The sequence below is a fragment of the Paenibacillus sp. fava2 genome, assembly GCF_058313675.1.
The window spans coordinates 5,093,659-5,115,970 of the sequence record NZ_CM177755.1 but is presented as its reverse complement, the minus strand read 5'-3'; the positions used below and the strand labels follow the sequence as shown (position 1 = coordinate 5,115,970).

25 protein-coding genes are annotated in these 22,312 nt (G+C 53.2%); 18 read left to right on the top strand and 7 right to left on the bottom strand.

The annotated features are described in order from the left end of the window. Positions 1 to 65: 65 nt before the first annotated feature. Together AC4G46_RS22635 and AC4G46_RS22630 are read right to left on the bottom strand one after the other, a co-directional pair. Positions 66 to 1,415 (bottom strand): metallophosphoesterase, encoded by a 1,350-nt coding sequence (locus tag AC4G46_RS22635; RefSeq protein ID WP_491124680.1) that lies wholly within the window; start codon positions 1,413 to 1,415, stop codon positions 66 to 68. A gap of 30 nt (positions 1,416 to 1,445) precedes the next feature. Next, complete coding sequence (locus AC4G46_RS22630; RefSeq protein WP_491124679.1) at positions 1,446 to 1,988, bottom strand: hypothetical protein; 543 nt, start codon at positions 1,986 to 1,988, stop codon at positions 1,446 to 1,448. A 168-nt stretch (positions 1,989 to 2,156) separates the two neighbouring features. Between AC4G46_RS22630 and AC4G46_RS22625 the strand changes: the two genes are divergently transcribed. The 4 genes from AC4G46_RS22625 to AC4G46_RS22610 all read left to right on the top strand — a co-directional run bounded on the left by AC4G46_RS22625 (position 2,157) and on the right by AC4G46_RS22610 (position 4,715). Then, complete coding sequence (locus AC4G46_RS22625) at positions 2,157 to 2,744, top strand: TetR/AcrR family transcriptional regulator (RefSeq protein ID WP_491124678.1); 588 nt, start codon at positions 2,157 to 2,159, stop codon at positions 2,742 to 2,744. 145 nt (positions 2,745 to 2,889) lie between these two features. Next, positions 2,890 to 3,558 (top strand): ribonuclease H, encoded by a 669-nt coding sequence (gene rnhA, locus AC4G46_RS22620; RefSeq protein WP_491124677.1) that lies wholly within the window; start codon positions 2,890 to 2,892, stop codon positions 3,556 to 3,558. 52 nt (positions 3,559 to 3,610) lie between these two features. Further along, positions 3,611 to 4,279: a uracil-DNA glycosylase gene (gene ung / locus AC4G46_RS22615; RefSeq protein WP_491124676.1), complete on the top strand. Its 669-nt coding sequence runs from the start codon at positions 3,611 to 3,613 to the stop codon at positions 4,277 to 4,279. 31 nt (positions 4,280 to 4,310) lie between these two features. Beyond that, entirely contained in the window at positions 4,311 to 4,715 is a 405-nt protein-coding gene (locus tag AC4G46_RS22610) for a hypothetical protein (protein ID WP_491124675.1), read from the top strand. Positions 4,716 to 4,828: 113 nt separating this feature from the next. Here AC4G46_RS22610 and AC4G46_RS22605 read toward each other — a convergent pair whose 3' ends face one another. After that, positions 4,829 to 5,929: an AI-2E family transporter gene (locus tag AC4G46_RS22605; protein WP_491124674.1), complete on the bottom strand. Its 1,101-nt coding sequence runs from the start codon at positions 5,927 to 5,929 to the stop codon at positions 4,829 to 4,831. Positions 5,930 to 6,104: 175 nt separating this feature from the next. Here AC4G46_RS22605 and AC4G46_RS22600 point away from each other — a divergent pair, with 175 nt between their 5' ends. Further along, positions 6,105 to 6,578, top strand: a complete 474-nt coding sequence (locus tag AC4G46_RS22600; RefSeq protein WP_491124673.1) for a general stress protein — start codon at positions 6,105 to 6,107, stop codon at positions 6,576 to 6,578. Positions 6,579 to 6,586: 8 nt separating this feature from the next. On the opposite strand, the gene AC4G46_RS22595 is transcribed toward AC4G46_RS22600, so the two are convergent. Further along, positions 6,587 to 6,874: a hypothetical protein gene (locus AC4G46_RS22595; RefSeq protein ID WP_491124672.1), complete on the bottom strand. Its 288-nt coding sequence runs from the start codon at positions 6,872 to 6,874 to the stop codon at positions 6,587 to 6,589. Between the two features lie 284 nt (positions 6,875 to 7,158). Between AC4G46_RS22595 and AC4G46_RS22590 the strand changes: the two genes are divergently transcribed. From AC4G46_RS22590 to AC4G46_RS22555, 8 genes are all read left to right on the top strand, one after another. Further along, positions 7,159 to 7,923: a DeoR/GlpR family DNA-binding transcription regulator gene (locus AC4G46_RS22590; RefSeq protein WP_491124671.1), complete on the top strand. Its 765-nt coding sequence runs from the start codon at positions 7,159 to 7,161 to the stop codon at positions 7,921 to 7,923. Positions 7,924 to 7,955: 32 nt separating this feature from the next. After that, the gene (pfkB, locus tag AC4G46_RS22585; RefSeq protein WP_491124670.1) at positions 7,956 to 8,867 is read left to right on the top strand and encodes a 1-phosphofructokinase; all 912 of its coding nucleotides are present in this window, start codon (positions 7,956 to 7,958) and stop codon (positions 8,865 to 8,867) included. Positions 8,868 to 8,909: 42 nt separating this feature from the next. Then, positions 8,910 to 10,835 carry a PTS fructose transporter subunit IIABC gene (locus AC4G46_RS22580; protein ID WP_491124669.1) on the top strand — a complete coding sequence of 642 codons (1,926 nt, stop codon included), beginning with the start codon at positions 8,910 to 8,912 and terminating at the stop codon, positions 10,833 to 10,835. Positions 10,836 to 10,982: 147 nt separating this feature from the next. Then, complete coding sequence (locus tag AC4G46_RS22575) at positions 10,983 to 11,483, top strand: Crp/Fnr family transcriptional regulator (protein WP_068728537.1); 501 nt, start codon at positions 10,983 to 10,985, stop codon at positions 11,481 to 11,483. A 355-nt stretch (positions 11,484 to 11,838) separates the two neighbouring features. Continuing rightward, positions 11,839 to 12,510 (top strand): YitT family protein, encoded by a 672-nt coding sequence (locus AC4G46_RS22570; protein WP_068728538.1) that lies wholly within the window; start codon positions 11,839 to 11,841, stop codon positions 12,508 to 12,510. A 200-nt stretch (positions 12,511 to 12,710) separates the two neighbouring features. Continuing rightward, positions 12,711 to 13,505, top strand: coding sequence for a TIGR00266 family protein (locus tag AC4G46_RS22565; protein WP_090712806.1), 795 nt, complete (start codon positions 12,711 to 12,713; stop codon positions 13,503 to 13,505). 242 nt (positions 13,506 to 13,747) lie between these two features. Next, entirely contained in the window at positions 13,748 to 14,449 is a 702-nt protein-coding gene (locus AC4G46_RS22560) for a response regulator (RefSeq protein WP_491124668.1), read from the top strand. Further along, entirely contained in the window at positions 14,446 to 15,465 is a 1,020-nt protein-coding gene (locus AC4G46_RS22555; RefSeq protein ID WP_491124667.1) for a sensor histidine kinase, read from the top strand. Before AC4G46_RS22560 ends, AC4G46_RS22555 begins: the two co-directional genes overlap by 4 nt. Here the strand turns inward: AC4G46_RS22555 and AC4G46_RS22550 are convergent. The 3 genes from AC4G46_RS22550 to AC4G46_RS22540 all read right to left on the bottom strand — a co-directional run bounded on the left by AC4G46_RS22550 (position 15,410) and on the right by AC4G46_RS22540 (position 17,471). Further along, positions 15,410 to 15,694: a PQ-loop domain-containing transporter gene (locus AC4G46_RS22550; RefSeq protein ID WP_491124666.1), complete on the bottom strand. Its 285-nt coding sequence runs from the start codon at positions 15,692 to 15,694 to the stop codon at positions 15,410 to 15,412. The genes AC4G46_RS22555 and AC4G46_RS22550 overlap by 56 nt on opposite strands. Before the next feature lie 153 nt (positions 15,695 to 15,847). Next, positions 15,848 to 16,285, bottom strand: coding sequence for a MarR family winged helix-turn-helix transcriptional regulator (locus AC4G46_RS22545; RefSeq protein WP_491124665.1), 438 nt, complete (start codon positions 16,283 to 16,285; stop codon positions 15,848 to 15,850). 148 nt (positions 16,286 to 16,433) lie between these two features. Then, positions 16,434 to 17,471 (bottom strand): NADH:flavin oxidoreductase/NADH oxidase, encoded by a 1,038-nt coding sequence (locus AC4G46_RS22540; protein ID WP_491124664.1) that lies wholly within the window; start codon positions 17,469 to 17,471, stop codon positions 16,434 to 16,436. 206 nt (positions 17,472 to 17,677) lie between these two features. Between AC4G46_RS22540 and AC4G46_RS22535 the strand changes: the two genes are divergently transcribed. The 5 genes from AC4G46_RS22535 (at position 17,678) to AC4G46_RS22515 (ending at position 22,267) form a co-directional block, all read left to right on the top strand. Next, positions 17,678 to 18,448: an ABC transporter ATP-binding protein gene (locus AC4G46_RS22535; RefSeq protein WP_491124663.1), complete on the top strand. Its 771-nt coding sequence runs from the start codon at positions 17,678 to 17,680 to the stop codon at positions 18,446 to 18,448. Next, a complete protein-coding gene (locus AC4G46_RS22530; RefSeq protein WP_491124662.1) occupies positions 18,423 to 20,366 on the top strand; it encodes an FtsX-like permease family protein in 1,944 nt (647 codons plus the stop codon). Before AC4G46_RS22535 ends, AC4G46_RS22530 begins: the two co-directional genes overlap by 26 nt. Positions 20,367 to 20,388: 22 nt before the next feature. Continuing rightward, positions 20,389 to 21,012: a DedA family protein gene (locus AC4G46_RS22525; protein WP_491124661.1), complete on the top strand. Its 624-nt coding sequence runs from the start codon at positions 20,389 to 20,391 to the stop codon at positions 21,010 to 21,012. Between the two features lie 67 nt (positions 21,013 to 21,079). Then, on the top strand, positions 21,080 to 21,940 hold the full coding sequence (locus AC4G46_RS22520) for an undecaprenyl-diphosphate phosphatase (RefSeq protein WP_221798389.1): 861 nt from the start codon (positions 21,080 to 21,082) through the stop codon (positions 21,938 to 21,940). 129 nt (positions 21,941 to 22,069) lie between these two features. Continuing rightward, the gene (locus tag AC4G46_RS22515; protein ID WP_491124660.1) at positions 22,070 to 22,267 is read left to right on the top strand and encodes a hypothetical protein; all 198 of its coding nucleotides are present in this window, start codon (positions 22,070 to 22,072) and stop codon (positions 22,265 to 22,267) included. Positions 22,268 to 22,312 lie beyond the last annotated feature (45 nt).

The following is a 22,312-nucleotide window of genomic DNA, read 5'->3' as shown; positions in this document are numbered from 1 at the left end:
CCTCCTTGGGGTATGCAGGATATAGTGCTCGCCCTAAATTAAACGCAATCCGCATGGTTCAAACGTTACCATGGAGGAAACTTTGTAACAAAATGGTTATTATCCTTCCGCTCCAGCTCCGCCATCCGAAGCACATAGCTCTTAAGGCCGCTGTGCGGTGCCGCCTGCCACAGCCGGAAGCCTTCCGACGAGGTAACAGCAGTAATATCCTTATCAGCAGTCCCTGCAAAATAAATCTCATTCAGCCGTCCTACAACATCCGCCATAGCCTCCAGCTGTTCCTGCTTATAACCGTCATAGCTGCTGTCACCGGTCAGCCTGGCATAGCTTTTGTCCGCTGACAGCTTCCGGAACGCCTCTTCACTGTAGGCATTGAAGTTGAGCAGGTTGGGGTCTGTGCTGCCTGCCGATTTGGCCCAGAGCTCTACGTTTAGCTTCGCGGTATTGTAGTCCATCGTCTGAGATGCAGGTGAATAATCCAGAATCCCGTACTGGTGCGGGTAGACGGACAAGGCGCTATTGGCAACATCATAGATGCCGGCTTCACTTGTACGGATATCCTGGAAATGAATATGTCCGCTGAATACCGTTGTAATCCCGTTCCGGCGCAGGGCCGCAGCAGCCTGCTCGTTGTTGTTAAGCGTGAAGCCCTCCCGGAGAGAATCACTGTGATCAAGCAGGCTGTGGTGCATAACTGCCACAATCCGCGCACCGCTGCGGTCAGCCAGCTCACCGCAGCGGTCGATCCAGCGCAGAGTGGATTCGGTAAGCTGGCCGTCTAGCTGGGGATGCCCCAGCTTTTTATTGCTGCTGTATTGGCTGGTATCCAGCATCAGAAGCCAGAGATCCTCTGAAGGGGCTGCCAGGTAGCTGAGAGTGTCATTGTCCTTCAGCAGAGCTTCCCCATAACCGAATTCGCTGTAAATGCTGCGGAAGTTTTTGGGAGTGACGGAATCCGTCTGGTACTGCCGCTCCCCCTCAAAGCGTCTTGCCCAAGGGTTCATCACATCATGATTGCCCGGAATAACATAAATCCGCGTTCCGGTTCGCTGCTCAATCGCCCGCAAGTGCCCGGCAAGATCCTGATGGCTGGCTTTTTCCCCGTTATTGGTCAGGTCTCCGCTGATTATGACTGCCGCCGGGCGCCGGATTCCTATATCCAAGTCCAGGGCATCCAGCATTTCATCACTGTAGTTCAGCTGCTTGCCGTCCCCGGCAGCCAGAAAGCTGCGGAAAGCAGGCCCATTATCGGTCAGCCTGGGGGAAAGATAGTGAATATCTGTAGTAGTAAGGAGTTTGAGGTTCTGGCCGGACTGAATCCGGAGCACCTGCTGCTCGGCCCTCTGCCAGCTGCATGAGGATAGTAGAAGGAGCAGGGAGAATAAAAGGATTACGTTAAACCGCCGGACAGACATAAGATGCACCTCATTTCATATGGAACGGCATTATTTTACTTTGGCTGATCCGCTCACCATCCCCTGGTCACCCAGTTTGAACGTAGACAGGTACTGCTTGTTTGCAAAATAGATATTCCCTCTGACTGTAGCGCTGATAACAGTGAATCCGTCAGCCTCGACATAGACATCTCCAATATAAATGCCGCCTTCGAGCCGGGTATTCTCACTTCTGACCGTCATTTTGGGAGCAGTCAAGGTGAAGGAATTGGTGATGCTCTGGTCCTCGTCCTGGGTGTAGAGGGCGATTTTGCGGGCAGGCCCGCCGTTATGGACGAATTGTCCGTCAACAACAAGCTCATCGGTAAAGGTAAGATCGCGCAGCGCAGCCGCAATCCAGGTACCTTCCTTGCTGAGTGCTTGTCTGAAGGCCGCCTCGTTATCGACAATGGAAGCTGTTGTAACAGCATCTGCTGTCCCGGTTCCGTTTGTACTGCCAGCCGTGTTGTCCACCGCATTGCTGCTGCCTGAATCCGAACACCCCATTAGCAGGGTAAAAGCGAGTACAGCCGCTCCAAAAGTAATCTTGTTCATCTGACTAAGCCTCCTGATTGTGTAATGTAGAGTAGGTTAGTGGCGGATAGCTTTAAAATTAATATAGAACGGTTGGTGCGGAATTGAAGTGATTTAACTCACTCTATCCCACAATATTTACCGATCGTTCTATAAATGATAAAATAAGGCCAGAAAGGAGCATGTTACATGGCCAGAAGTAAAGAATTTGACGTGGACAACGTTCTTGGCAAAGCGATGACGATTTTTTGGCAGCAGGGCTATGAGAAGACCTCTATGCAGGATCTTGTAACGGGCATGGGCATACATAAGCGCAGCATGTACGATACATTTGGAGACAAGCATACCTTATATATGAAAGTAATGGAGCGCTATGCGGATACGGTTTCCGGTAAAATGGAGAGCAAGGTAGAAGGGCTGCCTTCCGCCAAGGAAGCCATCCGGCTGTTATTCGAAGCTTTTGCGTTCAAGAAAGGCCCCGAGCCTAAAGGATGCCTGCTGGTGAATACCGCGGTGGAGCTTGCTAATCATGACTCTGAGGCGGCAGCCAAGGTAACGGAAGCCTTCCTGAACACCGAGCATCTGCTTGAACGCCTGCTGCGCCAGGGTCAGGAAAGCGGTGAGCTTGCGCGCAGCTTTGACCCGGCTGACATGGCCGCCTATCTGCATAATGCACTCGTGGGCCTGCGGGTGCTGGTCAAGACGGACCCGGATGCCGGGCGGCTGCAGACGATCATCAATATTACACTTAAACCGCTGGATTCATCACCGGTATAGTATGGGCGTGCCGGCTCACGATTATCCGGTTATCCGCCAATTCCTAAAGGCTAAACAACTGTCTTCCCGGTCCGGGCTTCTATCCGGGCAGAGTTTGGATTACAATATTCTTCTGATGAATTTGGTTGCAGGAGGAGCAGCGAACATGGCAAAACAGAAATTTTATGTGGTCTGGGAGGGCAAGCAGCCGGGTGTTTACACGACCTGGGCGGAATGTCAGGCCCAGACCGATCATTACACCGGAGCCAAATACAAATCCTATGAGTCAAAGGCTGCCGCGGATGCTGCCTTCAAAGCAGGCTGGAAAGGCAACTGGGGAAGCGGGGCTTCGGGGTCCGGTGCGGCGAAGGGCAAACCGTCAGGCTCCTGGAGCCGCAGCACAGCTTCAAGCGCTCCGGAATCAATGGAAATTGATTATGACAGCATCTCTGTAGATGTCGGCACAAGGGGAAACCCGGGACCGGTGGAATACAAGGGAGTGGATACACAGACCGGGGATGTTATTTTCTCCTGCGGGCCGATCCGGAAAGGGACGAATAACCTGGGCGAATTTCTGGCCATTGTGCATGCACTGGCCCTTCTGAAGAAAGAGGGCAGCAGCAGGACGGTTTACAGTGATTCCGTCAATGCGATGAAATGGGTCAAGCAGAAGAAGGTGGCGACCACCCTGGCGCGCGATGCTTCTACAGAGGAGATCTGGACGCTGATTGACAGGGCTGAGCACTGGCTGCGGACAAACACCTATAATAACAAAGTACTGAAGTGGCAGACAAAGGAATGGGGAGAGATCAAAGCGGATTACGGCCGTAAATAGGGTAATACAGAGTACGGTCTAAATCACAGCAGGAATCGGAAGGGGAACCGTAATGTTCGGAAATGATTGGGATGAAGTGCTGCAGGAGGAAATTCAGAAGCCTTATTTTGAGGAGCTGCGCTATGCGTTAGCAGCAGAGTATAAACAGCATACAGTCTATCCGCCTAAGGAGCTGCTGTTCTCGGCACTCAAGCTGACGCCATACAGTAAGACACGGGTCGTTATATTGGGACAGGACCCCTATCATGGGGCGGGACAGGCCCACGGGCTGAGCTTCTCGGTAAAGCCCGGTGTACGCATTCCGCCTTCACTGCGCAATATTTATCAGGAGCTGCATGTGGATACCGGCATGCCTGTCCCCAATCACGGATCCCTGCTGCACTGGGCAGAGGAGGGTGTGCTGATGCTTAACGCCGTGCTGACTGTCCGGGAAGGCCAGCCTAATTCACATAAAGGATTGGGCTGGGAGACATTTACGGACGCAATTATGGAGAAGCTGAATGAACGGACAGAACCGATGGTGTTTATATTGTGGGGCAGCCATGCCCAGCAAAAAGGAGCCTATATTGACCGGGACCGCCATAAGGTTATCCAGTCTCCGCATCCCAGCCCGTTCTCGGCACACCGCGGATTTTTGGGCAGCAGGCCCTTTTCACAGGCGAATCAGTATCTGGAATCTCACGGTTTGAAAGGAATCGACTGGTCCATACCGAATTTATAGGTAGCAGGGGCATAGTGAAGGGGTGAGAGCAATGAAGCATTGGGTAGGCAGACCGGTCATCATGTATTGCGGCGAGGCACCATATACGATCATGAAGGGCGTGCTGCGAAAATGGGACCCTCAGGCTTCGCTGGCCGTCATCGGCCATCAGGAAATTGCTGTGCCTTTTCGTGACATTGTGTACATTAAGGCGCTCGCTCCCAAGGAGCGGGCATTGCCCCCGGTTCTTCACTCCGTCGGCTATGTCATGAGAGAGCGCCAGCAGTTTGACAACGCTGTCTATTTTAAATCGGCGGTTACTGTCTGGAAAGGCGACCAGCTGGTTGCCTTCAATACAGTCATCGTCTCGCACACCAAGGGTGCGGTTACGCTGCAGGACGGACAGAATCTGATGAAGGGCACACATAGCTTTGTGGTCCGCTCCCTGCGGGGATAACCAGCTTTCTGATCGCCTTAAGTGAGCCGCGCCAGCCTGCATAAACAGCAAATACAAAGAGCAGCGTTTCCCTGTAGCGGGGGACGCTGCTTCTTTGTATTCTTTTACGGCAGCTACATCTGCTCGTCTTTAGGCAGCTGAATCTCCTCGACCCGCTCTGCCACAATAATCTCGTAAATGCGCATAAAAATGATTTTGGCAATCATATAGACAGGCAGGGCAATCAGCACACCGATAATTCCGAAGAAATCTCCGCCTACCAGCACAATGACAACTGTAGTTAGAGGGTGCACATCAAGCGATTTGCCGTAAATGATCGGAGAGAGCACATTATCCTGGATCTGCTGGGCGACCAGAATGATGACAAGCGACCAGATCGCCATAGAAGGGGATTCGATGAATCCGACGATAACAACCGGTACTGACGCAAGCAGCGAGCCGACATAAGGAATAAAGTTAAGCGGAATAGAAATCATGGCGAGCAGCAGGGAATAAGGCAGACCGATGAACAGGAAGCCGATGTAGAGCATAATCCCGAGCACCACATTCAGAATAACCCGGGTGACGATGAAGCCGCTGAGCGCACTGTCGATATCACCGAGCATATCCTGGCCTTCCTTGCGGAATTTCCGCGGAAACAGCCCCAGCAGGATAGGGGACAGCTTGTGCCCGTCCTTTAGCATGTAATAGAGAATGATCGGCAGCGTGGCGATAACCACGACAATACTGGAGATGACCCCGATCAGATTAGACATGGAATTGGTCATCCAGTTGATCGCGTTGCTTAAATATTCGGAAATTTTGTCGGACAGGTCCGTATCGCCCGAGAAAAACCGTGACAGTGCCGGGTTATTCCGCAGCTCATTAAATTGATTCTGCATTCCCTGTACCAGGTAAGGCATATTATCAATAAAATTCTGAAACTGCTCGCGCAGCGTTGGCCAAAGCAGAATCCAGAACAGTACGAACAGGCCGGCGAAGACGAGATAGATCAGCAGAATCGATAGTGCGCGGTTCAATTTATGCTTCTCCAGAAACCTGACGAGCGGGCGCAGCAGATAATACATGAATCCTGAGAGCATCATGGGCACCAGCAGCAGATTGATAATGGAGAGCAGCGGCGTGAACAGGAACATCACCTTGGAGCCCAGATAAAGAATTAATAGAAAGGAAATAATGGACAGGCTTGTCCGAAAATATTTGCTTTGCAGCATAGCAGCACCTCCGTAATCTTGAATGTGTAGCACGGTCCTATGTATAGCTCTTCCCGATTCTATCTTTATAACCGAAACGCAAGAGATTGATTCAGCCTGATAGAGTGTATTTAGCCCTGGCCCGGTTTAAGCGGGAAAAGAGCAGGTTAATACGCATTAACAGGAGGGGATGCACATGACTGCGCTTGTTATAGGGATATTCGGGCATCCGAGCGATGCCGTGCTGGCAATCGAAGATTTGAAGGATAACGGTATAAAAGCGAAGCATATCTCGGCTGTAACGAAGCAAAAGAGTACTCTTGAGCGGATCAGCCACGACACGGGCATCGGAAAAACGGAGAGCGGAGCCGGAAATGCAGGCTTGTTTGGGACAGCCCGTGAGGTGGGCGTCGGCCTGGATATGATCAACGACACCGCTGTATCTGCCGGACCGGCGGCACGCAAGCTGGCCGGAGCCGATCTTGAGGACGAGGGTCTTGCCGTCAGCCTGATCGGGATAGGAATACCGGAGGCGGATGCCTTTAAATATGCTGAGCATGCCGAAAATGAGCGTATTATCGTTATTGTGGATATTGAAGAGAATCAGAGCAGTCAGGTAAGCGAAATAATGGAGCGGCATCAGGCTCTTCCATTAACCTCCGCTGAATAAACCTGCAGCTACCGGCGCGGCAGACGGGATTTCCGTTTTGCCGCTTTTTTGCGTGATTGGATGAACAGAGCAGGCGCTACATCCACCTGACCGCCGGTTTCCTTCGTAACCTGCTTAGCCTTGACAAGTGCCAAAAAAGCAAAGAATTCTCCGAGAGCAGCCAGCCCGGCAGCGATAATCTCGTAGTCATCAGCGGTCAGTTCCGCTGACTCAACAGGATTTCCCGGACCCCCGGAACCATTGCTGATTTTATTATTGCCGCCGCTGCTGCCATACCCGTTAGTGTTGTTGGCCATCCCTGTTCACCCGCTTTTTCGCCATATGTATTATAAATATGTCGCTGCCTCCCGGTAGGAAATAGGCAATCGGGAGGTTTTTTCTCAAGAACTGTTTTTTCAGGAATGAGCAGAAAAAATCACTTTACATCTTATGAAAACGCTGTTAATATCATAAATGAGCACAAATGATCAATAATGAGCAATAATCGTCAGTTAAATGATCAAAAACGTAAGCAAATATACAGATACTGCATAGCAGGCGGACTACATGCTTACGCTATGCGTACAGGGAGTTGACTGCTGTGCTGTTTGAAGAGGAAAGAAAACGGAATATTGTACAGTTCGTTGAGCAGCATACAAGGGCATCGGTGCAGGAGCTTAGCCTCCAGCTCGGCGTCTCTGAATCGACAATCCGGCGGGATCTGAAGGAACTGGAGGAAGCAAGGCTGCTGAAGCGTACGCATGGCGGGGCGGTATCCCTGCAGAGCGTGAACTTTGAGGCTGCCTTTCCGGACAAGGCAGACCGTCTTCTGGACGAGAAGCAGCGGATTGCCGCCAAGGCAGTCCAGATGATTCAGGAAGGCGATGCCATTCTGCTTGACGGAGGAACAACCACCCTGCAGATTGCCAAGGCGCTCAAGAGCTTCTCTAACTTGAAGGTCATTACCAATTCGATTATGGCCCTGAATGAGCTGAGGGATTGCCGGAATATCGAAGTGTCGATTACCGGCGGGATGCTGCGGCCGGATACGATGGCCTTTGTCGGTCCGATGACGGAACGGTCGCTGGAGATGGTGCGGGTAGACAAAGCCTTTCTCGGAACGAACGGGCTTGACCTGCAGGAGGGCATTACCACTCCGAATATGCTGGAGGCGGCTACGAAGCGCAAAATGATCGCTGTTGCCAAACAGTCTATTCTGCTGGCAGACCACAGCAAGATTGGCCAGGTCTCCTTCTGCAAAGTGGCTGATCTGCACGAAATCGACCACTGCATCCTGGATTCGGCAGTGCAAGGCAGCTTCACCCGCGGCCTTGAAGCCATGGATGTCGGCTTCACTATCGTGTGAAGGCAAGTAAACCACAATAATGAGGGATGAACATGATTTACACCGTTACACTCAATCCTTCCATTGATTACATCGTGGAAGTGGAAGATATGAAACTAGGCAGCCTGAACCGGATGTCCCGGGATCTGAAGCTGCCCGGCGGCAAAGGCATCAACGTGTCGCGTGTGCTGAACCAGCTTAAGGTAGACAATACGGCGACCGGCTTTCTCGGCGGTTTCACCGGCCGGTTCATCGAGGACTGGCTCCGGGAGGAAGGGACCTCAAGCAGTTTCGTTCCTGTCGGCGGAGACACGCGGATCAATATCAAGCTGAAATCAGGAGAAGAAACCGAGATTAACGGAGCCGGACCGGAAATTACCGCCGCTGAAGCTGAAGCGCTGATAAATAAGCTGAGTAATCTTCAGGCCGGGGATATTGTCGTTTTATCCGGCAGCATTCCGCCTTCACTTGGCGGGGATTTCTATAACAGATTGATCGGGGTGTGCAAGCAGCAGGATGCACAGTTCGTCATAGATACTACGGGGCAGGCTCTGCAGCAGGCTCTTGTACACGGTCCGCTGCTTGTCAAGCCCAATCACCATGAGCTTGCCGAACTGTTCGGGGTTACCATCAGCACCAGAGAAGAAATTATTACCTACGGCCGTAAGCTGCTGGAGTCGGGAGCACAGCATGTGCTGGTCTCGATGGCCGGAGACGGCGCACTGCTGATTACGGAGCAGGGAGTGTATAGTGCGAGTGCGCCAACCGGTCAGGTGAGAAATTCGGTAGGCGCAGGGGATTCAATGATTGCCGGGTTTGTAGGTACCTTGTCCAGGGAAGGCGATGTGCTGGAGGCGTTCCGCACAGGTGTAGCTTCAGGCAGTGCAACGGCATTCTCCGATGATCTGGCGGATGGCGGATTCATCAGTAAGCTGCGCCCGCAGATTCAGATTACACAGCTATAAGGTAGTTAACAGCATTTAGAGGAACATAGGGAGCTGATCAATATGAGAATTACAGATTTGATGATAAAGGAAGCAATGATCATGAATCTGCAGGCAACTACCAAGGAAGGGGCGATCGACGAGCTGATCGCCAGCCTGGCAGCCAGCGGAAGAATCAACGACAAGGTGCTGTTCAAAGAAAAAATTCTGGCGCGTGAAGCCCAGTCCAGCACCGGAATCGGCGGCGGAATTGCCATGCCTCATGCCAAAACCTCTGCGGTGGATCAGGCGACAGTAGTGTTCGCCAAGAGCAGCGCAGGCGTTGAGTATGAATCACTGGACGATGAGCCGGCCAAGCTATTCTTTATGATTGCTGCACCGGAAGGTGCTGGAAATATGCACATGCGAACACTCGCAGCTCTGTCCAGGTTGCTCATTGAAAGCGAATTCATCGAATCGCTCATGAATGCCTCCAGTCCGGATGAGGTGGCCGCATTGTTCGACGCCAAGCAGACGGAACAGGAAGCCAAGGCGGAAGCAGAACAAGCTGCACCTGCAGCAAAGCCTTCGCCTGAGAAGGTGATTGTCGGGAATCCGGATTCCTCCGGTTTTGTAGTAGCAGTTACAGCATGTCCTACAGGTATTGCCCATACCTTTATGGCGGAAGATGCACTGAAGAAGAAAGCGCTGGAGATGGGCGTTAATATCCGCGTTGAAACGAATGGTTCGGAAGGCGCTCAGAATGTGCTTACCGAGGATGAGATCCGCCGGGCCAGCGGTGTTATTGTGGCGGCAGACAAAAATGTCGAGATGGCCCGCTTCGCCGGCAAGCCGGTGCTGCAAAGACCGGTAAGTGACGGTATCCGCAAGCCTGAGGAGCTGATCAGCAAAGCGCTCAAGGGCGATGCGCCGATCTACCAGGACGGCGGACGTAGCACCAGCAGCGAAGCTGCTCCGGCCAAATCCGGCAGCGTGGGAAGCAAAATCTACAAAGATTTGATGAACGGTATTTCACACATGCTTCCGTTCGTAGTCGGCGGCGGTATCCTGCTTGCCATTTCCTTCCTGATCGAGCAGGTGGCCGGCGTCGATAACCCGCTGGTGAAGCTGCTGCAGACGATCGGCGGCGGTGACGGTGCTTTCCACTTCCTGATCCCGATCCTCGCCGGATTTATCGCGATGAGCATCGGCGACCGTCCGGCGCTTATGCCGGGTATGGTCGGCGGTATTATGGCTCTGAATTCCAACGCCGGCTTCCTTGGCGGTCTGGCCGCCGGTTTCCTGGCCGGTTATGTCATCATCGGCCTGCGTAAAGCCTTTGCCGGCCTGCCGCGCACGCTTGACGGACTGAAGCCGATTCTGCTCTACCCGGTCTTTGGCCTGCTGATCACCGGAGCTGTAGCCTATTATATATTCGATCCGGTCTTTGGCTCCATTAATACAGCAATGATTGATGCCCTTAACAGATTGGGCACAGGCAACATGGTGCTCCTGGGTATTGTGCTTGGCGGAATGATGGCTATCGATATGGGCGGCCCGTTCAATAAAGCGGCATACACCTTTGCAATCGGGGTATTCACCTCCAGCGGTAACACGAACGGCCTGATGATGGCTGCGGTAATGGCCGGCGGTATGGTGCCTCCGCTGGCAATTGCGCTGGCAACTACCCTGTTCAAGAACAAGTTTACCGAAACCGAACGAAAGTCCGGGATTACGAACTACGTACTGGGACTTTCCTTTATTACTGAAGGTGCAATTCCGTTTGCCGCAGCCGATCCGCTGCGTGTGCTTACCACCTGTATCATCGGTTCTGCTGTTGCCGGCGGACTGACACAGCTCTGGCACATTAACGTGCCTGCACCGCACGGCGGGATATTCGTTGCTTTTCTTTCCAGCAACGCGCTGCTGTTCTTGCTGGCTGTGCTGATCGGTGCCGTGATCTCCGGCATTACGCTCGGTCTTTGGAAGAAACCGCTGCAGACGAAATAATAAATAACGATCCGCACTGAAAGCTGCGGGGATCAGACATCGGTCTGTTCCCCGCAGTTTTTTCTTTATTAGATTCCACTGCAATTTTAAGGTGTAATTCTGTATAATTATTAATATACATAAACAGAAGCTAAAGGAGAGAGCGAAATGATTCTGCACAGAGGGGAAGTCTTGTTCCGTCAGGGAGACAGCTGCGATTATCTGTATAAGGTGAAGAGCGGGCTGTTCAAAGTAACAAGGCTGCATGAGAACGGGAATATGGTGCTGTTCAATCTGCTGTATCCCGGTGAGACGGTCCCCCATCATTCCCTCATTTCGCCTAAGGAGGCGCATGGAACGGCTGTTGCCATGATCAAAAGCGAAATCGAGATCATTCCGGCGGCGGAATGGTACCGGGAGCTTCGCGAGAATCCGGACAAAGTGATGGAGATCGCGCTGCTGCTCCAGGAGAAGGTCCGGTTCATGCAGACCCGTCTGGATCACCTGACCGTCGGCTCTCCGGCCGAGCGCATGGAGCTGCTGAACCGCTGGATGAAAGATTATGCTTACGGAGCACAGCTGACAGATCTGTTAACCCAGGAAGAAATCGGACAGCTGATCGGCGTCCGGCGCGAAACGGTCAACCGTCTGCTGCGGAACCAGGGCTGAATGTAAGTTTTACATGAATACAGCGTAAAATTTACATGAATCGTGATGTTTTTACTGGAAACCTGTTTAGAGACGGCCCGCCGCGTGGTATAATCTATTCAGAAGTTATCAAATTAAAGAAAGGATCAGGATACCATGTGTCCCCGAAGGACGATTCCCCAAAGGACGATTTGGAAACGTTATGATCTGTCTTATACTTAGCTTCCCTGTAGTAGGTGCGAAACGTTGTTAGTGACGAAGCCGCCTCTGCCATGGGAAGGGAGTATTGTATGCGAAGGATAAGCTCCTCTGGTGTAACCCGTCGTAGAGGGTCCGGTGATGTCTAAGCCGCCAACTACGATAAGGGGAGACCTGTATGAGGAATCACAACGACGGCATGAAACTGCCGTTACGACTCACCGTTATTTTGTCCGGAACTTTGCTATTAGCGTTTACTTATTATCACATTAATTATCAGAACCATTTGACCGAGGGCGGGTTTGTCGGCCTGGCACTGCTCGGCAAATATGTACTAGGCATTTCACCATCTGTATCGACTCTACTCTTGGACATACCAGTACTTATAATCGCCATGATTTTTAAAGGAAGATCGTTCGTGGTGAACACGTTCATCTCTGTAGCAGCCTTTACGCTGTTCTACGGACTGATGGAGCGCTATTCCGGATGGGTGATTGACTTGCAGGGTAACCTGCCGCTTGCGGCCTTGTTATCCGGCGTACTGACAGGTCTTGGTGCAGGCTTGGTCCTGCGGGGCGGCGGTGCGAGCGGCGGTGACGACATTTTGTCGCTGCTGATCAGTGAGTGGAAGGGTATTAAGGTAGGTACGGTTTTCATCCTTATGGATGTTATTGTTCTGGCATTGTCGCTTATCTATATGCCGGTCAAGGAGACACTGTATACAGTGATGGCTGTAGTAGTAGCCGGTTATGTCATCACCTTGACTACATCACTGGGCAGACCAAAGCTGAACAAAGTACCGAAGCTTCAGCCCAAACTTAGCAAGCCGCATGATGGTTCAGTAGCGTGATCAGCGCAAAGTTAACCCCGCAGCGCGGGGTTCATGATCAAAGGCCAGCTTATGATGCAATGCATCTGAGCTGGCCTTTATTTGTGCCTGCAAGACTGAAACCCTAACAGCGGTCAGCGCGTATATATCTCGTTCATAACATCAGGAAATCACAGAGAAGCGGATACTAAGCATTATTAACCCTTTAGGAGGCTGCAGGTATGAGTGCGCATGAAATTGATTATGTCATTATGGGCGAGGAAATCCAGTGTGTGGAGGTTCAGCTTGATCCCGGAGAGAGTGTGGTAGCCGAAGCGGGCAGTTTTATGATGATGGACCCGGAAATTACAATGGAGACGATTTTTGGTGACGGCTCCGGCTCGCGGCAGGGCAGCGGACTGATGGGCAAGCTAATGGGTGCAGGCAAGCGGATCCTGACCGGAGAAAGCCTGTTCATGACCGTCTTCACACACAGCGGGCATTATGGGCGGAAGAATGTAACCTTCGCTGCGCCGTATCCGGGCAAGATTATCCCGCTTGATCTCCAGAAGTATTCCGGCAAAGTCATTTGCCAAAAGGATTCCTTCCTCTGTGCAGCCAAGGGCGTCTCTGTGGGCATCGAATTTCAGCGCAAGCTGGGCGTAGGCTTCTTCGGCGGTGAGGGCTTCATTATGCAAAAGCTGGAGGGGGACGGCCTTGCTTTCGTTCACTCCGGCGGACATGTGCTGGAGCGGACGCTGCAGCCGGGCGAGACGATAAAGCTGGATACAGGCTGTCTTGTGGCGATGACCTCATCCGTGGATTACAATATTGAATTCGTCAAAGGCGTCAAAACCGCCCTGTTCGGCGGCGAAGGCCTATTCTTTGCCACCCTGCGCGGACCGGGCAAGGTATGGGTGCAGTCCCTGCCGTTCAGCCGGATGGCCGACCGCATCCTGTCGGCGGCAGGCGGCTCCGGACGCAAGGAGGAAGGCAGTATTCTCGGCGGCCTGGGCAATCTGCTCGACGGCAGATAAGCAGTGCCTGGTTACTATAAAGAACATAACAGCCGTACCGCCGGGTTGACCGGAGGGACGGCTGTTTGTTTGCGCAGGGCAGCAGAGAGCGGAAGGCCTGCCATTCACCTGCTGCCGCCAGGCCTCCTGATCCTGCAAGAATCTCTTATATAGTGTATATCTTATTTGACTAGCCTGCCGGGACTGTATATATTATGGGCAAACCCCCTGGCATAGGCCGGGGCTGCAACCGGAGGCGTTCTATGTTCAAAATATTCATTATCGAGGATGATCAGGGTCTGGTGACCCTGCTTCAGGATTATTTACATAAGTTCGGCTATGAGACAAAGGCTGTACAGGATTTTGAAGCGGTAAGGACCGAATTTGAACAATATGCGCCGCACCTTGTACTGCTGGATGTCAATCTGCCCAAATTCGACGGTTATTACTGGTGCCGGCAGATTCGCGGTATTTCCACCTGTCCGATTCTGTTCATCTCCGCCCGTGAAGGAAAAATGGATCAGGTAATGGCACTGGAAAACGGGGCGGATGATTATATTACGAAGCCGTTTGACTATGAAATTGCGCTTGCCAAAATCAAAAGCCATCTCCGCCGCGCTTATGGCTCCTATGCTGCCGGAGGCAATGAGCGCAGCCTGAATGTCTCGGGACTGCTGCTTGATGTGGACCGGCTGCTGCTCTCGCGGGGCGGAGCGAGGATTGAGCTAAGCCATACAGAAGCCAAAATCCTCGATGAGCTGATGCAAAAAGCCGGTACGGTCGTCACGCGCGACCGGCTGCTGGAGAAAATTTGGGATGAGCAGGCATTTGTCGATGATAATACACTGAATGTCTATGTAACACGGGTCCGCAAAAAACTGGCCGTCCTGGAAATCCAGGACGGGCTTCAGACTGTGCGCGGCCAAGGCTACCGGTTATCGGGCGACTGGGGTGAAGCGCAGTGAGGCTGTTTTTTCGGGAACAGACGCCGTTAATTGTAGTGTATCTGTCGCAGCTGCTGATCATTACGCTGGTATACCGGCTGGACGGCGGAAGCACAGTGGAGGTGAGCCTGTACGCGATGCTGCTAAGCACCTGCCTGCTGCTGGCTTATCTGGCTTTCCGCTACATCACTAACCGTTCTTTCTATGAACGGCTGCAGACACAGCCGGATTCGCTCGATGAATCGGGCGGCCCGGCCCAGAGCTCGCCGCTTGCCGACAGCCTGCGCAATCTGCTGACCCGGCAGTTCCGGCTTTATCAGAATGATCTGCACAGCTACCGCCACAAGCTGGAGGAGCATATTCATTTCATCAACCAGTGGGTGCACGGGATGAAGACGCCGCTGTCTGTCATTCATTTGATTATTCAGGATAAGGACGGCCCCCCGTTTACGGCAATCGGCGATGAGCTGGACCGGCTGAAGAAGGGGCTGGATACGGTGCTGTATACCGCCCGGCTCGATACGTTCGAGCATGACTTTTATGTGGAGCAGCTGGAGCTGGCTGCTGTCGTGCGCAGTGTGACTTCCGAGCAGAAAAGGCTGTTTATCCGCAAGCGCGTGTTTCCGGCAATCGCCGTTGACAGCGGGATCACCATCACCTCCGACGAGAAGTGGCTGGGATTTGTGCTGACCCAGCTGATTACGAATGCGCTGCGGTATACGGTGGAGGAGGGCAGACTTGTACATTTTCACGCCTATACGGAGGAACAGGGGCGGGTCACGCTTGAAGTCCGAGATGAAGGGGTAGGCATTCCGCCAGGCGACCTGCCCCGTGTGTTTGATCCGTATTTTACCGGTGTCAACGGGCGGACCTTTCAGGAATCTACCGGGATGGGCCTGTATCTGGTTAAGCAGATTTGCGGCAAGCTGGGGCATGAGGTGGAGATTTCCTCCGAGGTGGGCAAGGGGACGGCGGTTCGGATTATTTTCTCCGGGAACGCGGGGGCTGGTAGTGCAGGATCAGAACCACTACGGTAGAGACAACGGCCAGAGACAGCGTGTTCGTAATCAGAAACGCCAGGCCGCTCCCCTGTACAGCGAGATTTACTGCATAAGCTTCCATCAGTCCGATGCCCAGCAGCATCAGCAGATAAGCTTTTAGATTAAGGTCAGTCACTGATTTTGTCCTTACAATCTGAATAATCTGCGGAATCCAGCCCACAGACAGAATAAAACCGCCAAGCAGCTGCATCAGCGCGAAGAGCATGGGGTATACCTCCAGCTTAAGTGTCTAATACGTTGTATGCCGGCGCGGCCGGAAGAGTGACTTACTGATGGACGAACCTGCATAAAAATACCCCGCTATCCTGTTTGAGATAGCGGGGTATTTATCGTGAGCGCCGTTAAAGGCTGCTGCAGCCTATTGCTGTTGCCCCAGCCGCGCAAGCTGCTCCAGCAGCTGTGCAGCTTCACTGTGCGGAAATGCCTCCGCCAGCACCTCGCCCACGGTTACCCGGGCGCGGTCCACCTTGCCCTGTCCAATCGCTGTCAGCGAGGTATAGATGCTTCTGCGGTCGCTATCGCATGACTTGCGCTCCAGCGCGCCGCAGCCCTTGGCTTCGAACCGGCTGACCAGCCGGGAGACCGCGCTCTGGCTGAGGCCGACCATGGCCTCAAGCTGCTGCAGCCTCAGCTTCTTCTCTGGGGCTTCGGACAGAAAGAGCAGCAGGTAAAATTCCTTGAGTGACAGCTGATACTTCTCCTGGAGCCTTGCTTCCAGTTCATTGGCAACATTCATCTGTAAATGAGTCAGAGACAGCCAGCTGGCTATCAGATCATTCTCCGGATTATTCTTCATCTGCAAAGTCCTCTCCCGGTGCATGCCGGCACATGAAATTAGTTAAAATCCATTATACCATTTCCGCCCTGCGGGTTGCGAGCAAAGAAGTCAGCCGGCTGTAATGCTGCATGAACCATATACCAGAATGTACCCTCCGGTTTACCGATTAATTACTGGTACGTGGAAAACCGAATGCATACTGCTTCGGAACGCCTGCAGCCTTGCCGAGCTGTACGCCGGCCTCCAGCGTCCAGTAAGGGTTGCGCAGCATTCCGCGGCCGACAGCGATCAGATCCGCTTCCTCGTTGCCGATTACTGCATTGGCAAGCGCTGGTTCATCCAGCCGGCCAACGGCAATGACGGGAACCGCCAGCTCCTGTTTGAATGCCCGGGCCAGCGGCACCTGGTAAGCCGCATGCGTTCCGGGTCTGCCCGCCGCAGCAATAGCACCTTCGCCGCCTGCGCTGATATGAAAGATGTCAGCGCCTGCTTCCTTATAGGCTGCGCCGATATTCAGGCTTTCTTTGAGGCCGTAGCCGCCTTCAACATATTCCTGTGCCGAGATGCGCATAATGAGCGGCATGCCTTCAGGCATTTCCTGTCTTGCGGCAGCGATGACTTCCTTGCCGAACAGGGTAAGGTCCTGTCCGTACTCATCTGTTCTGCGGTTGGTCAGCGGTGAATGGAACTGGTGGATCAGGTAGCCGTGGGCGCCGTGCAGCTCAATCACATCAAAACCGGCTTTAACCGCACGTCTCACGCCGGCCTGGAACTTGCCGACCATGTCCTTAACTTCTGCTGTTGTCAGCTCGCGGGGTGTTTTGGATTTATCGTCGAACGGGATCGGGGAGGAGGATACAGGAACGGCTGCGTCTTCGGCCTTGCGTCCGGCATGGGCAATCTGTATGCCCACTTTGGCCCCGTAGGCATGGCAGGCGTCGACAATCCGCGCCAGGGCAGGGATATGCTCGTCAGACCAGATGCCCAGATCATAATCGGTAATGCGGCCGTCCGGCTCCACATCCGTCATTTCTATAATAATCAGCCCGGTGCCGCCAACGGCCCGGCTTACATAATGGTTATAATGCCAGTCTGTAGCAATACCGTCCCTCTCAGTAACGGAATATTGGCACATAGGAGGCAGAACTACACGGTTTTTCAGTTTTAAATCCTTAAGCTCATAAGGGGTGAACAGATCATTCATTCGGTTATCTCTCCTTGGCAGAGTGCCTGAATTTGGCATGCTTTTATTAAATGTATGCTCATGCATATAAATATAGGAGATGCTGCCGCTCCTGTCAACCCTTACTTGCTTACAATAATGTAAGGTGACTGTAAGTTTCAGAAATAGTGCCTGGTGTTAACACTTTGTATAATAAAAGCAATCTAAGACAGAAGGAGCGGAAGCACTTGCCCCTGTTAGACGTACACAACTTATCTAAAATATACGAGGGCAAGGTCTCGATCCACGCGCTGAACCACATCCGCTTTGCTGTAGAGAAGGGGGAATTCGTCGGCATTATGGGCCCTTCCGGCAGCGGTAAAACGACGCTGCTCAACGTGATTGCCACCATTGATGAGCCTACCTCGGGTGAAGTGATGATCGGTGGCCGCGATCCGAACACGCTGGACCGTAAGGAGAAGGCGCTGTTCCGGCGCAAGGAGCTGGGCTTCGTCTTCCAGCAGTTCAATCTGCTGGATACTCTTACTGTAGAGGAGAACATCGTTCTTCCGCTCACTCTGGCCGGCTTACCGGTGGCAGAAATGGAACGCCGGCTGCAGGAAGTGGCGGCGAGGCTGGAAATCGTGCAGCTGCTGGGCAAGCGTACCTACGAGATTTCCGGCGGCCAGATGCAGCGCGTGGCGATTGCCCGGGCGATGATCCACCGCCCGTCACTGATTTTGGCGGATGAGCCTACAGGGAGCCTCGATTCCAAAACGGCCGGCGAGGTCATGGGGCTCCTGGCTGAGGTGAACGAGGCCGAGGGGGCTACCGTGCTGATGGTTACCCATGATGCTGTGGCGGCCAGCTTCTGTCATCGCGTCATCTTTATCAAAGACGGGCGTTTCTACAACGAGATGTACCGGGGAAGCAGCAGGGCGGCTTTTTTCCAAAATATCATCGACATGCTGTCGCTGCTCGGAGGAGCTTCCCATGACCTTTCGCCAGTTCGCCTATAGAAATGTCACACGCAACAAACGCAAGTATGCCGCCTATTTCGTCTGCAGCTCCTTTTCGGTAATGATTTTTTTTCTCTGTGCGCTGTTTGTTTTTCATCCGGCCATTAAAGATGACTTGATTCTAAACACTGCGGCCAATACGATGCTGGCGGCGGAGGGCATCATCTTTGTCTTCTCCTCACTGTTCGTTCTGGTGTCCGTCGGCTCCTTTCTGCAATCACGCAAGCTGGAGTTCGGGATCCTGCTGATGCACGGAATGACCAAAGGCCAGCTCAACAAAATGGTATTTCTGGAAAATATGATGATCGGCGGCATGGCCATCCTGAGCGGTACCCTGCTTGGCATTCTGCTGGGCAAGCTGTTTCTGATGATCGGGGCAGGCTTTCTCGGGATCGGTCCGCTGGATTTTTATTTCTCCTGGCAGGCGCCTGTGCTGACAATCAGCAGCTTCGCCCTGCTGTTCGTCCTGATCTCTCTCGGAACCTTCGTTCTGATCGGGCAGGATTCCTCTCGCGGCCTGTTCCACGGGGGACGCAGGAAGGAGCAGGCGCCTCGGGTATCCCCTGTGTGGGCTGCCGTCTCTGCACTGCTGCTGCTCGGCGGATACGCCCTTGCAGCCTCTGCCTCGGCCTCCTCAGTGGAGCGGGTCATGTTCCCGGTGGTAGCCATTACGGTTATCGGGACCTACCTGTTTTATACACAGCTGAGCCTGTATATCGCGGGTGTGCTGCGCCGCATACGCCGGTTCTACTGGCATAAGACGAATTTGATTATGCTGTCGGGTCTGTCATACCGCTGGAAGGCCAACGGGCGGATGTTTTTTATGGTGACGATTGTGTCGGCGGTGTCCTTTACCTCTGTCGGCGTGTTTGCCTCGATCCATACCCTGTCCAGAGAACTGAAGCTGGATTATCCGGCGGCTGTAGGCTATGTGGCCAAGGCCAATCAGAGTGGAGACAGGGCAGAGCATGATCTGCAGGGAATCCGCAGCGAGCTGGAGCGCCTCGGATTGCCTTATGAAACCTTAACGCTCCCGGTAAAATATGCGGAGGTAGTCTCCCAGACGGGGCCGGACCTGACGCGCCAGTTGCCTCTGATCGCTTACAGCGACTACATGCAGGCTTTGGAGAAGGCGGGATTCGTCTCCGGCGAACAGCCGCTGCAGGGCAGCGAAGGGCTGGTGATGATCGGCTCGCAGCGTGACCGCAGCTTAACCTCCAGCCGGGTTGAGGCGGTATATACACTGGAGCAGGGAGTGGAGATTGTTGAAGCCGGCTATACCGGGCATGTCCCAATTGCCGAATATCTGCTGCCTGAGCTGGACGGCAGGGACGGCGGGGATTTCAGCGGAATTGTGGTCAGTGACAGTCTGTTCCAGGCCATTACTCCTGTGCACACAGACCGCTATACAGGCTTCTACGTGGAGGATTTTCCGCAAACCTCTGGGATTGCAAGGTCCCTCAGTGACAAGGGGAAAATGGCCTATGAGAGCGATGCCCCCTATGCCGTAGTTGTCAGCGGCACGCTGTTTGAAATTCAGAAAATCCTTTACAGCACGATGCTGTTCGCTTCCCTGCTGGTAGGGACCGTCTTTTTCATCGCCGCAGGCAGCTTCTTATATTTCAGGCTGTATACAGATCTGGACCATGACCGGCAGCAGTATTCCACCTTGTCTAAAATGGGGCTGACCGACCAGGAGCTGGATCGTACCGTTACGCTGCAGCTGGCACTGATGTTTTTTATCCCGGTTGGAATGGCCATATTGCACAGCCTCTTTGCTTTTATCGCCCTTCAGCGGCTGTTTTACCTGTCCATTGCTGTGGAGACCGGAGCGGTGCTGGCCGGTTATCTGGCGGTGCAGGGGCTGTATTTCTTCCTGATCCGCGGCCGTTATCTGCGTAACCTCAAAAAAAATTGACTTGAATGCGGAGGACTTTACAATGAAAACCTGGATTACTGACTTTATGGAGCAGTTCGGTTATCTCGGCATTATGCTGATGCTGGCCTTCGAGAACATTTTTCCGCCGATCCCTTCTGAGATCATCCTGCCGTTCGGCGGATTTATGACGACAACCTCGGATATGACGATTCCCGGTGTGCTGATTGCCGCTACGGTCGGCTCTCTGCTCGGCGCGGTCGTGCTGTACTGGGTCGGCCGGCTGCTCGATGTAAGCAGGCTGGAGAAGATTGTCGAGCGCTGGGGCGGCTGGCTGCGGATCAGCGCCAAGGATATCCGCCGGGCAGATGCCTGGTTTGACAAATATGGCTACTGGACGGTTCTGTTCTGCCGGATGATTCCGCTGGTGCGCAGCCTGATCTCCATTCCGGCGGGGATGTCGGGGATGAAGTTCGGCCAGTTCATGCTGTTCACCACCATCGGTACGCTGGGCTGGAATACGCTGCTCATTCTGCTCGGTGCGGCCCTGGGTGAGTCATGGGAAGACATCGCCGGTTATATGGATGCCTACTCGAACGTTGTCTACGCCCTGCTTGCAGCCGGGATTCTTGTGCTGGGCGTGCTGTTCTTCCGCAGACGCCAGGCGGCGGGTAAAGCCCGCAGCTAAGCTGCGGGCTGCATAACAGAAGTTTATTACTCTGCACAGGCAGAGACAATCATAAGGAGGGAAAAACATGGAGCTGCTAACCATTATGAAAGCAATTATTCTCGGTATCGTTGAAGGCTTGACTGAATTTGCTCCGGTTTCCTCCACGGGCCATATGATCATTGTGGATGACATGTGGCTGAAATCCCAGGAGTTTCTGGGAAAATATACAGCCAATACGTTTAAGGTTGTAATCCAGCTGGGATCGATCCTCGCGGTGGTCATTATTTTCTACAAACGGTTTATTGATCTGCTGGGACTCAAGCGGTTCAGCCGTAAAGAAATGACTGCCGTGCCGGATGGTGTGCCGCAGGTGGAGACAGAAGGCCGGCTGAAGCTGGGGCAGGTCCTTGTCGGCCTGATTCCGGCAGGCGTTTTCGGCCTGCTGTTTGAGGATTATATTGATGAACATCTCTTTTCAACCTCAACGGTGCTGATCGGTCTGGTCGTCGGAGCCATCTTTATGATCATTGCAGACCGTTTTGCGCCCAAAAAACCAAAAACAGAAACGGTCGACCAAATTACATACCGTCAGGCGCTGTCGGTCGGCCTGATTCAGTGTGTGTCGCTCTGGCCGGGCTTTTCCCGCTCCGGTTCGACTATTTCCGGAGGCGTGCTGCTCGGAATGAGCCACCGGGCTGCCGCGGACTTTACCTTTATTATGGCAGTGCCGATTATGGCCGGTGCCAGTCTGATCTCGCTCATTAAGAACTGGCAGTACTTTACGCTGGATGCGCTGCCGTTCTTCATCGCCGGCTTCATCAGCGCCTTTCTGTTCGCGCTGCTGTCGATGCGCTTCTTCCTGAAGCTGATCAACCGGATCAAGCTGCTGCCGTTCGCAATCTACCGGATTGTACTGGCTGCCGTGGTCTATCTGGTCTGGTTCTAAGCGGTCCGATTGACAACCTCCATAAACCTAATTTATAGCAGGCTGCTGCAAACGGCGGCTCCTCCCGGGAAGGGAAGGGGCCGCCGTTTCTTTGCGGTTTCCCGGCAATTTCCGGTATTTTCCGCCCCGATGGATGAAAAGGCGGAGAACGGAAACGCGCTGGCGGACTTGCTCTGCAGGCAGTTTGCGGTATCAGCTATAGAGAATGTGTATAGCCGGGAAACGGCAAAGCTATTGCGGACTATCCCTGCGGTTAGTATGATTGCAGCAGATCAGGTGCACGGCAGCGGCGAAGACCAGGAGAGACGGCAACGCTTGCGTTATTAATATCCGGCATCGTATAACAACGTGATAAATACAATTATGTGAACT

Excerpts from the sequence above, each read along its gene's own strand:
- AC4G46_RS22605 (WP_491124674.1), bottom strand. The coding sequence starts at position 5,929 with ATGCTGCAAAGCAAATATTTTCGGACAAGCCTGTCCATTATTTCCTTT.
- AC4G46_RS22625 (WP_491124678.1), top strand. The coding sequence starts at position 2,157 with ATGGCCAGAAGTAAAGAATTTGACGTGGACAACGTTCTTGGCAAAGCG.
- AC4G46_RS22630 (WP_491124679.1), bottom strand. The coding sequence starts at position 1,988 with ATGAACAAGATTACTTTTGGAGCGGCTGTACTCGCTTTTACCCTGCTA.
- pfkB (WP_491124670.1), top strand. The coding sequence starts at position 7,956 with ATGATTTACACCGTTACACTCAATCCTTCCATTGATTACATCGTGGAA.
- AC4G46_RS22545 (WP_491124665.1), bottom strand. The coding sequence starts at position 16,285 with ATGAAGAATAATCCGGAGAATGATCTGATAGCCAGCTGGCTGTCTCTG.
- ung (WP_491124676.1), top strand. The coding sequence starts at position 3,611 with ATGTTCGGAAATGATTGGGATGAAGTGCTGCAGGAGGAAATTCAGAAG.
- AC4G46_RS22575 (WP_068728537.1), top strand. The coding sequence starts at position 10,983 with ATGATTCTGCACAGAGGGGAAGTCTTGTTCCGTCAGGGAGACAGCTGC.
- AC4G46_RS22560 (WP_491124668.1), top strand. The coding sequence starts at position 13,748 with ATGTTCAAAATATTCATTATCGAGGATGATCAGGGTCTGGTGACCCTG.
- AC4G46_RS22530 (WP_491124662.1), top strand. The coding sequence starts at position 18,423 with ATGACCTTTCGCCAGTTCGCCTATAGAAATGTCACACGCAACAAACGC.
- AC4G46_RS22600 (WP_491124673.1), top strand. The coding sequence starts at position 6,105 with ATGACTGCGCTTGTTATAGGGATATTCGGGCATCCGAGCGATGCCGTG.
- rnhA (WP_491124677.1), top strand. The coding sequence starts at position 2,890 with ATGGCAAAACAGAAATTTTATGTGGTCTGGGAGGGCAAGCAGCCGGGT.
- AC4G46_RS22515 (WP_491124660.1), top strand. The coding sequence starts at position 22,070 with ATGGATGAAAAGGCGGAGAACGGAAACGCGCTGGCGGACTTGCTCTGC.
- AC4G46_RS22595 (WP_491124672.1), bottom strand. The coding sequence starts at position 6,874 with ATGGCCAACAACACTAACGGGTATGGCAGCAGCGGCGGCAATAATAAA.
- AC4G46_RS22635 (WP_491124680.1), bottom strand. The coding sequence starts at position 1,415 with ATGTCTGTCCGGCGGTTTAACGTAATCCTTTTATTCTCCCTGCTCCTT.
- AC4G46_RS22540 (WP_491124664.1), bottom strand. The coding sequence starts at position 17,471 with ATGAATGATCTGTTCACCCCTTATGAGCTTAAGGATTTAAAACTGAAA.
- AC4G46_RS22570 (WP_068728538.1), top strand. The coding sequence starts at position 11,839 with ATGAGGAATCACAACGACGGCATGAAACTGCCGTTACGACTCACCGTT.
- AC4G46_RS22525 (WP_491124661.1), top strand. The coding sequence starts at position 20,389 with ATGAAAACCTGGATTACTGACTTTATGGAGCAGTTCGGTTATCTCGGC.
- AC4G46_RS22550 (WP_491124666.1), bottom strand. The coding sequence starts at position 15,694 with ATGCTCTTCGCGCTGATGCAGCTGCTTGGCGGTTTTATTCTGTCTGTG.
- AC4G46_RS22610 (WP_491124675.1), top strand. The coding sequence starts at position 4,311 with ATGAAGCATTGGGTAGGCAGACCGGTCATCATGTATTGCGGCGAGGCA.
- AC4G46_RS22565 (WP_090712806.1), top strand. The coding sequence starts at position 12,711 with ATGAGTGCGCATGAAATTGATTATGTCATTATGGGCGAGGAAATCCAG.
- AC4G46_RS22520 (WP_221798389.1), top strand. The coding sequence starts at position 21,080 with ATGGAGCTGCTAACCATTATGAAAGCAATTATTCTCGGTATCGTTGAA.
- AC4G46_RS22580 (WP_491124669.1), top strand. The coding sequence starts at position 8,910 with ATGAGAATTACAGATTTGATGATAAAGGAAGCAATGATCATGAATCTG.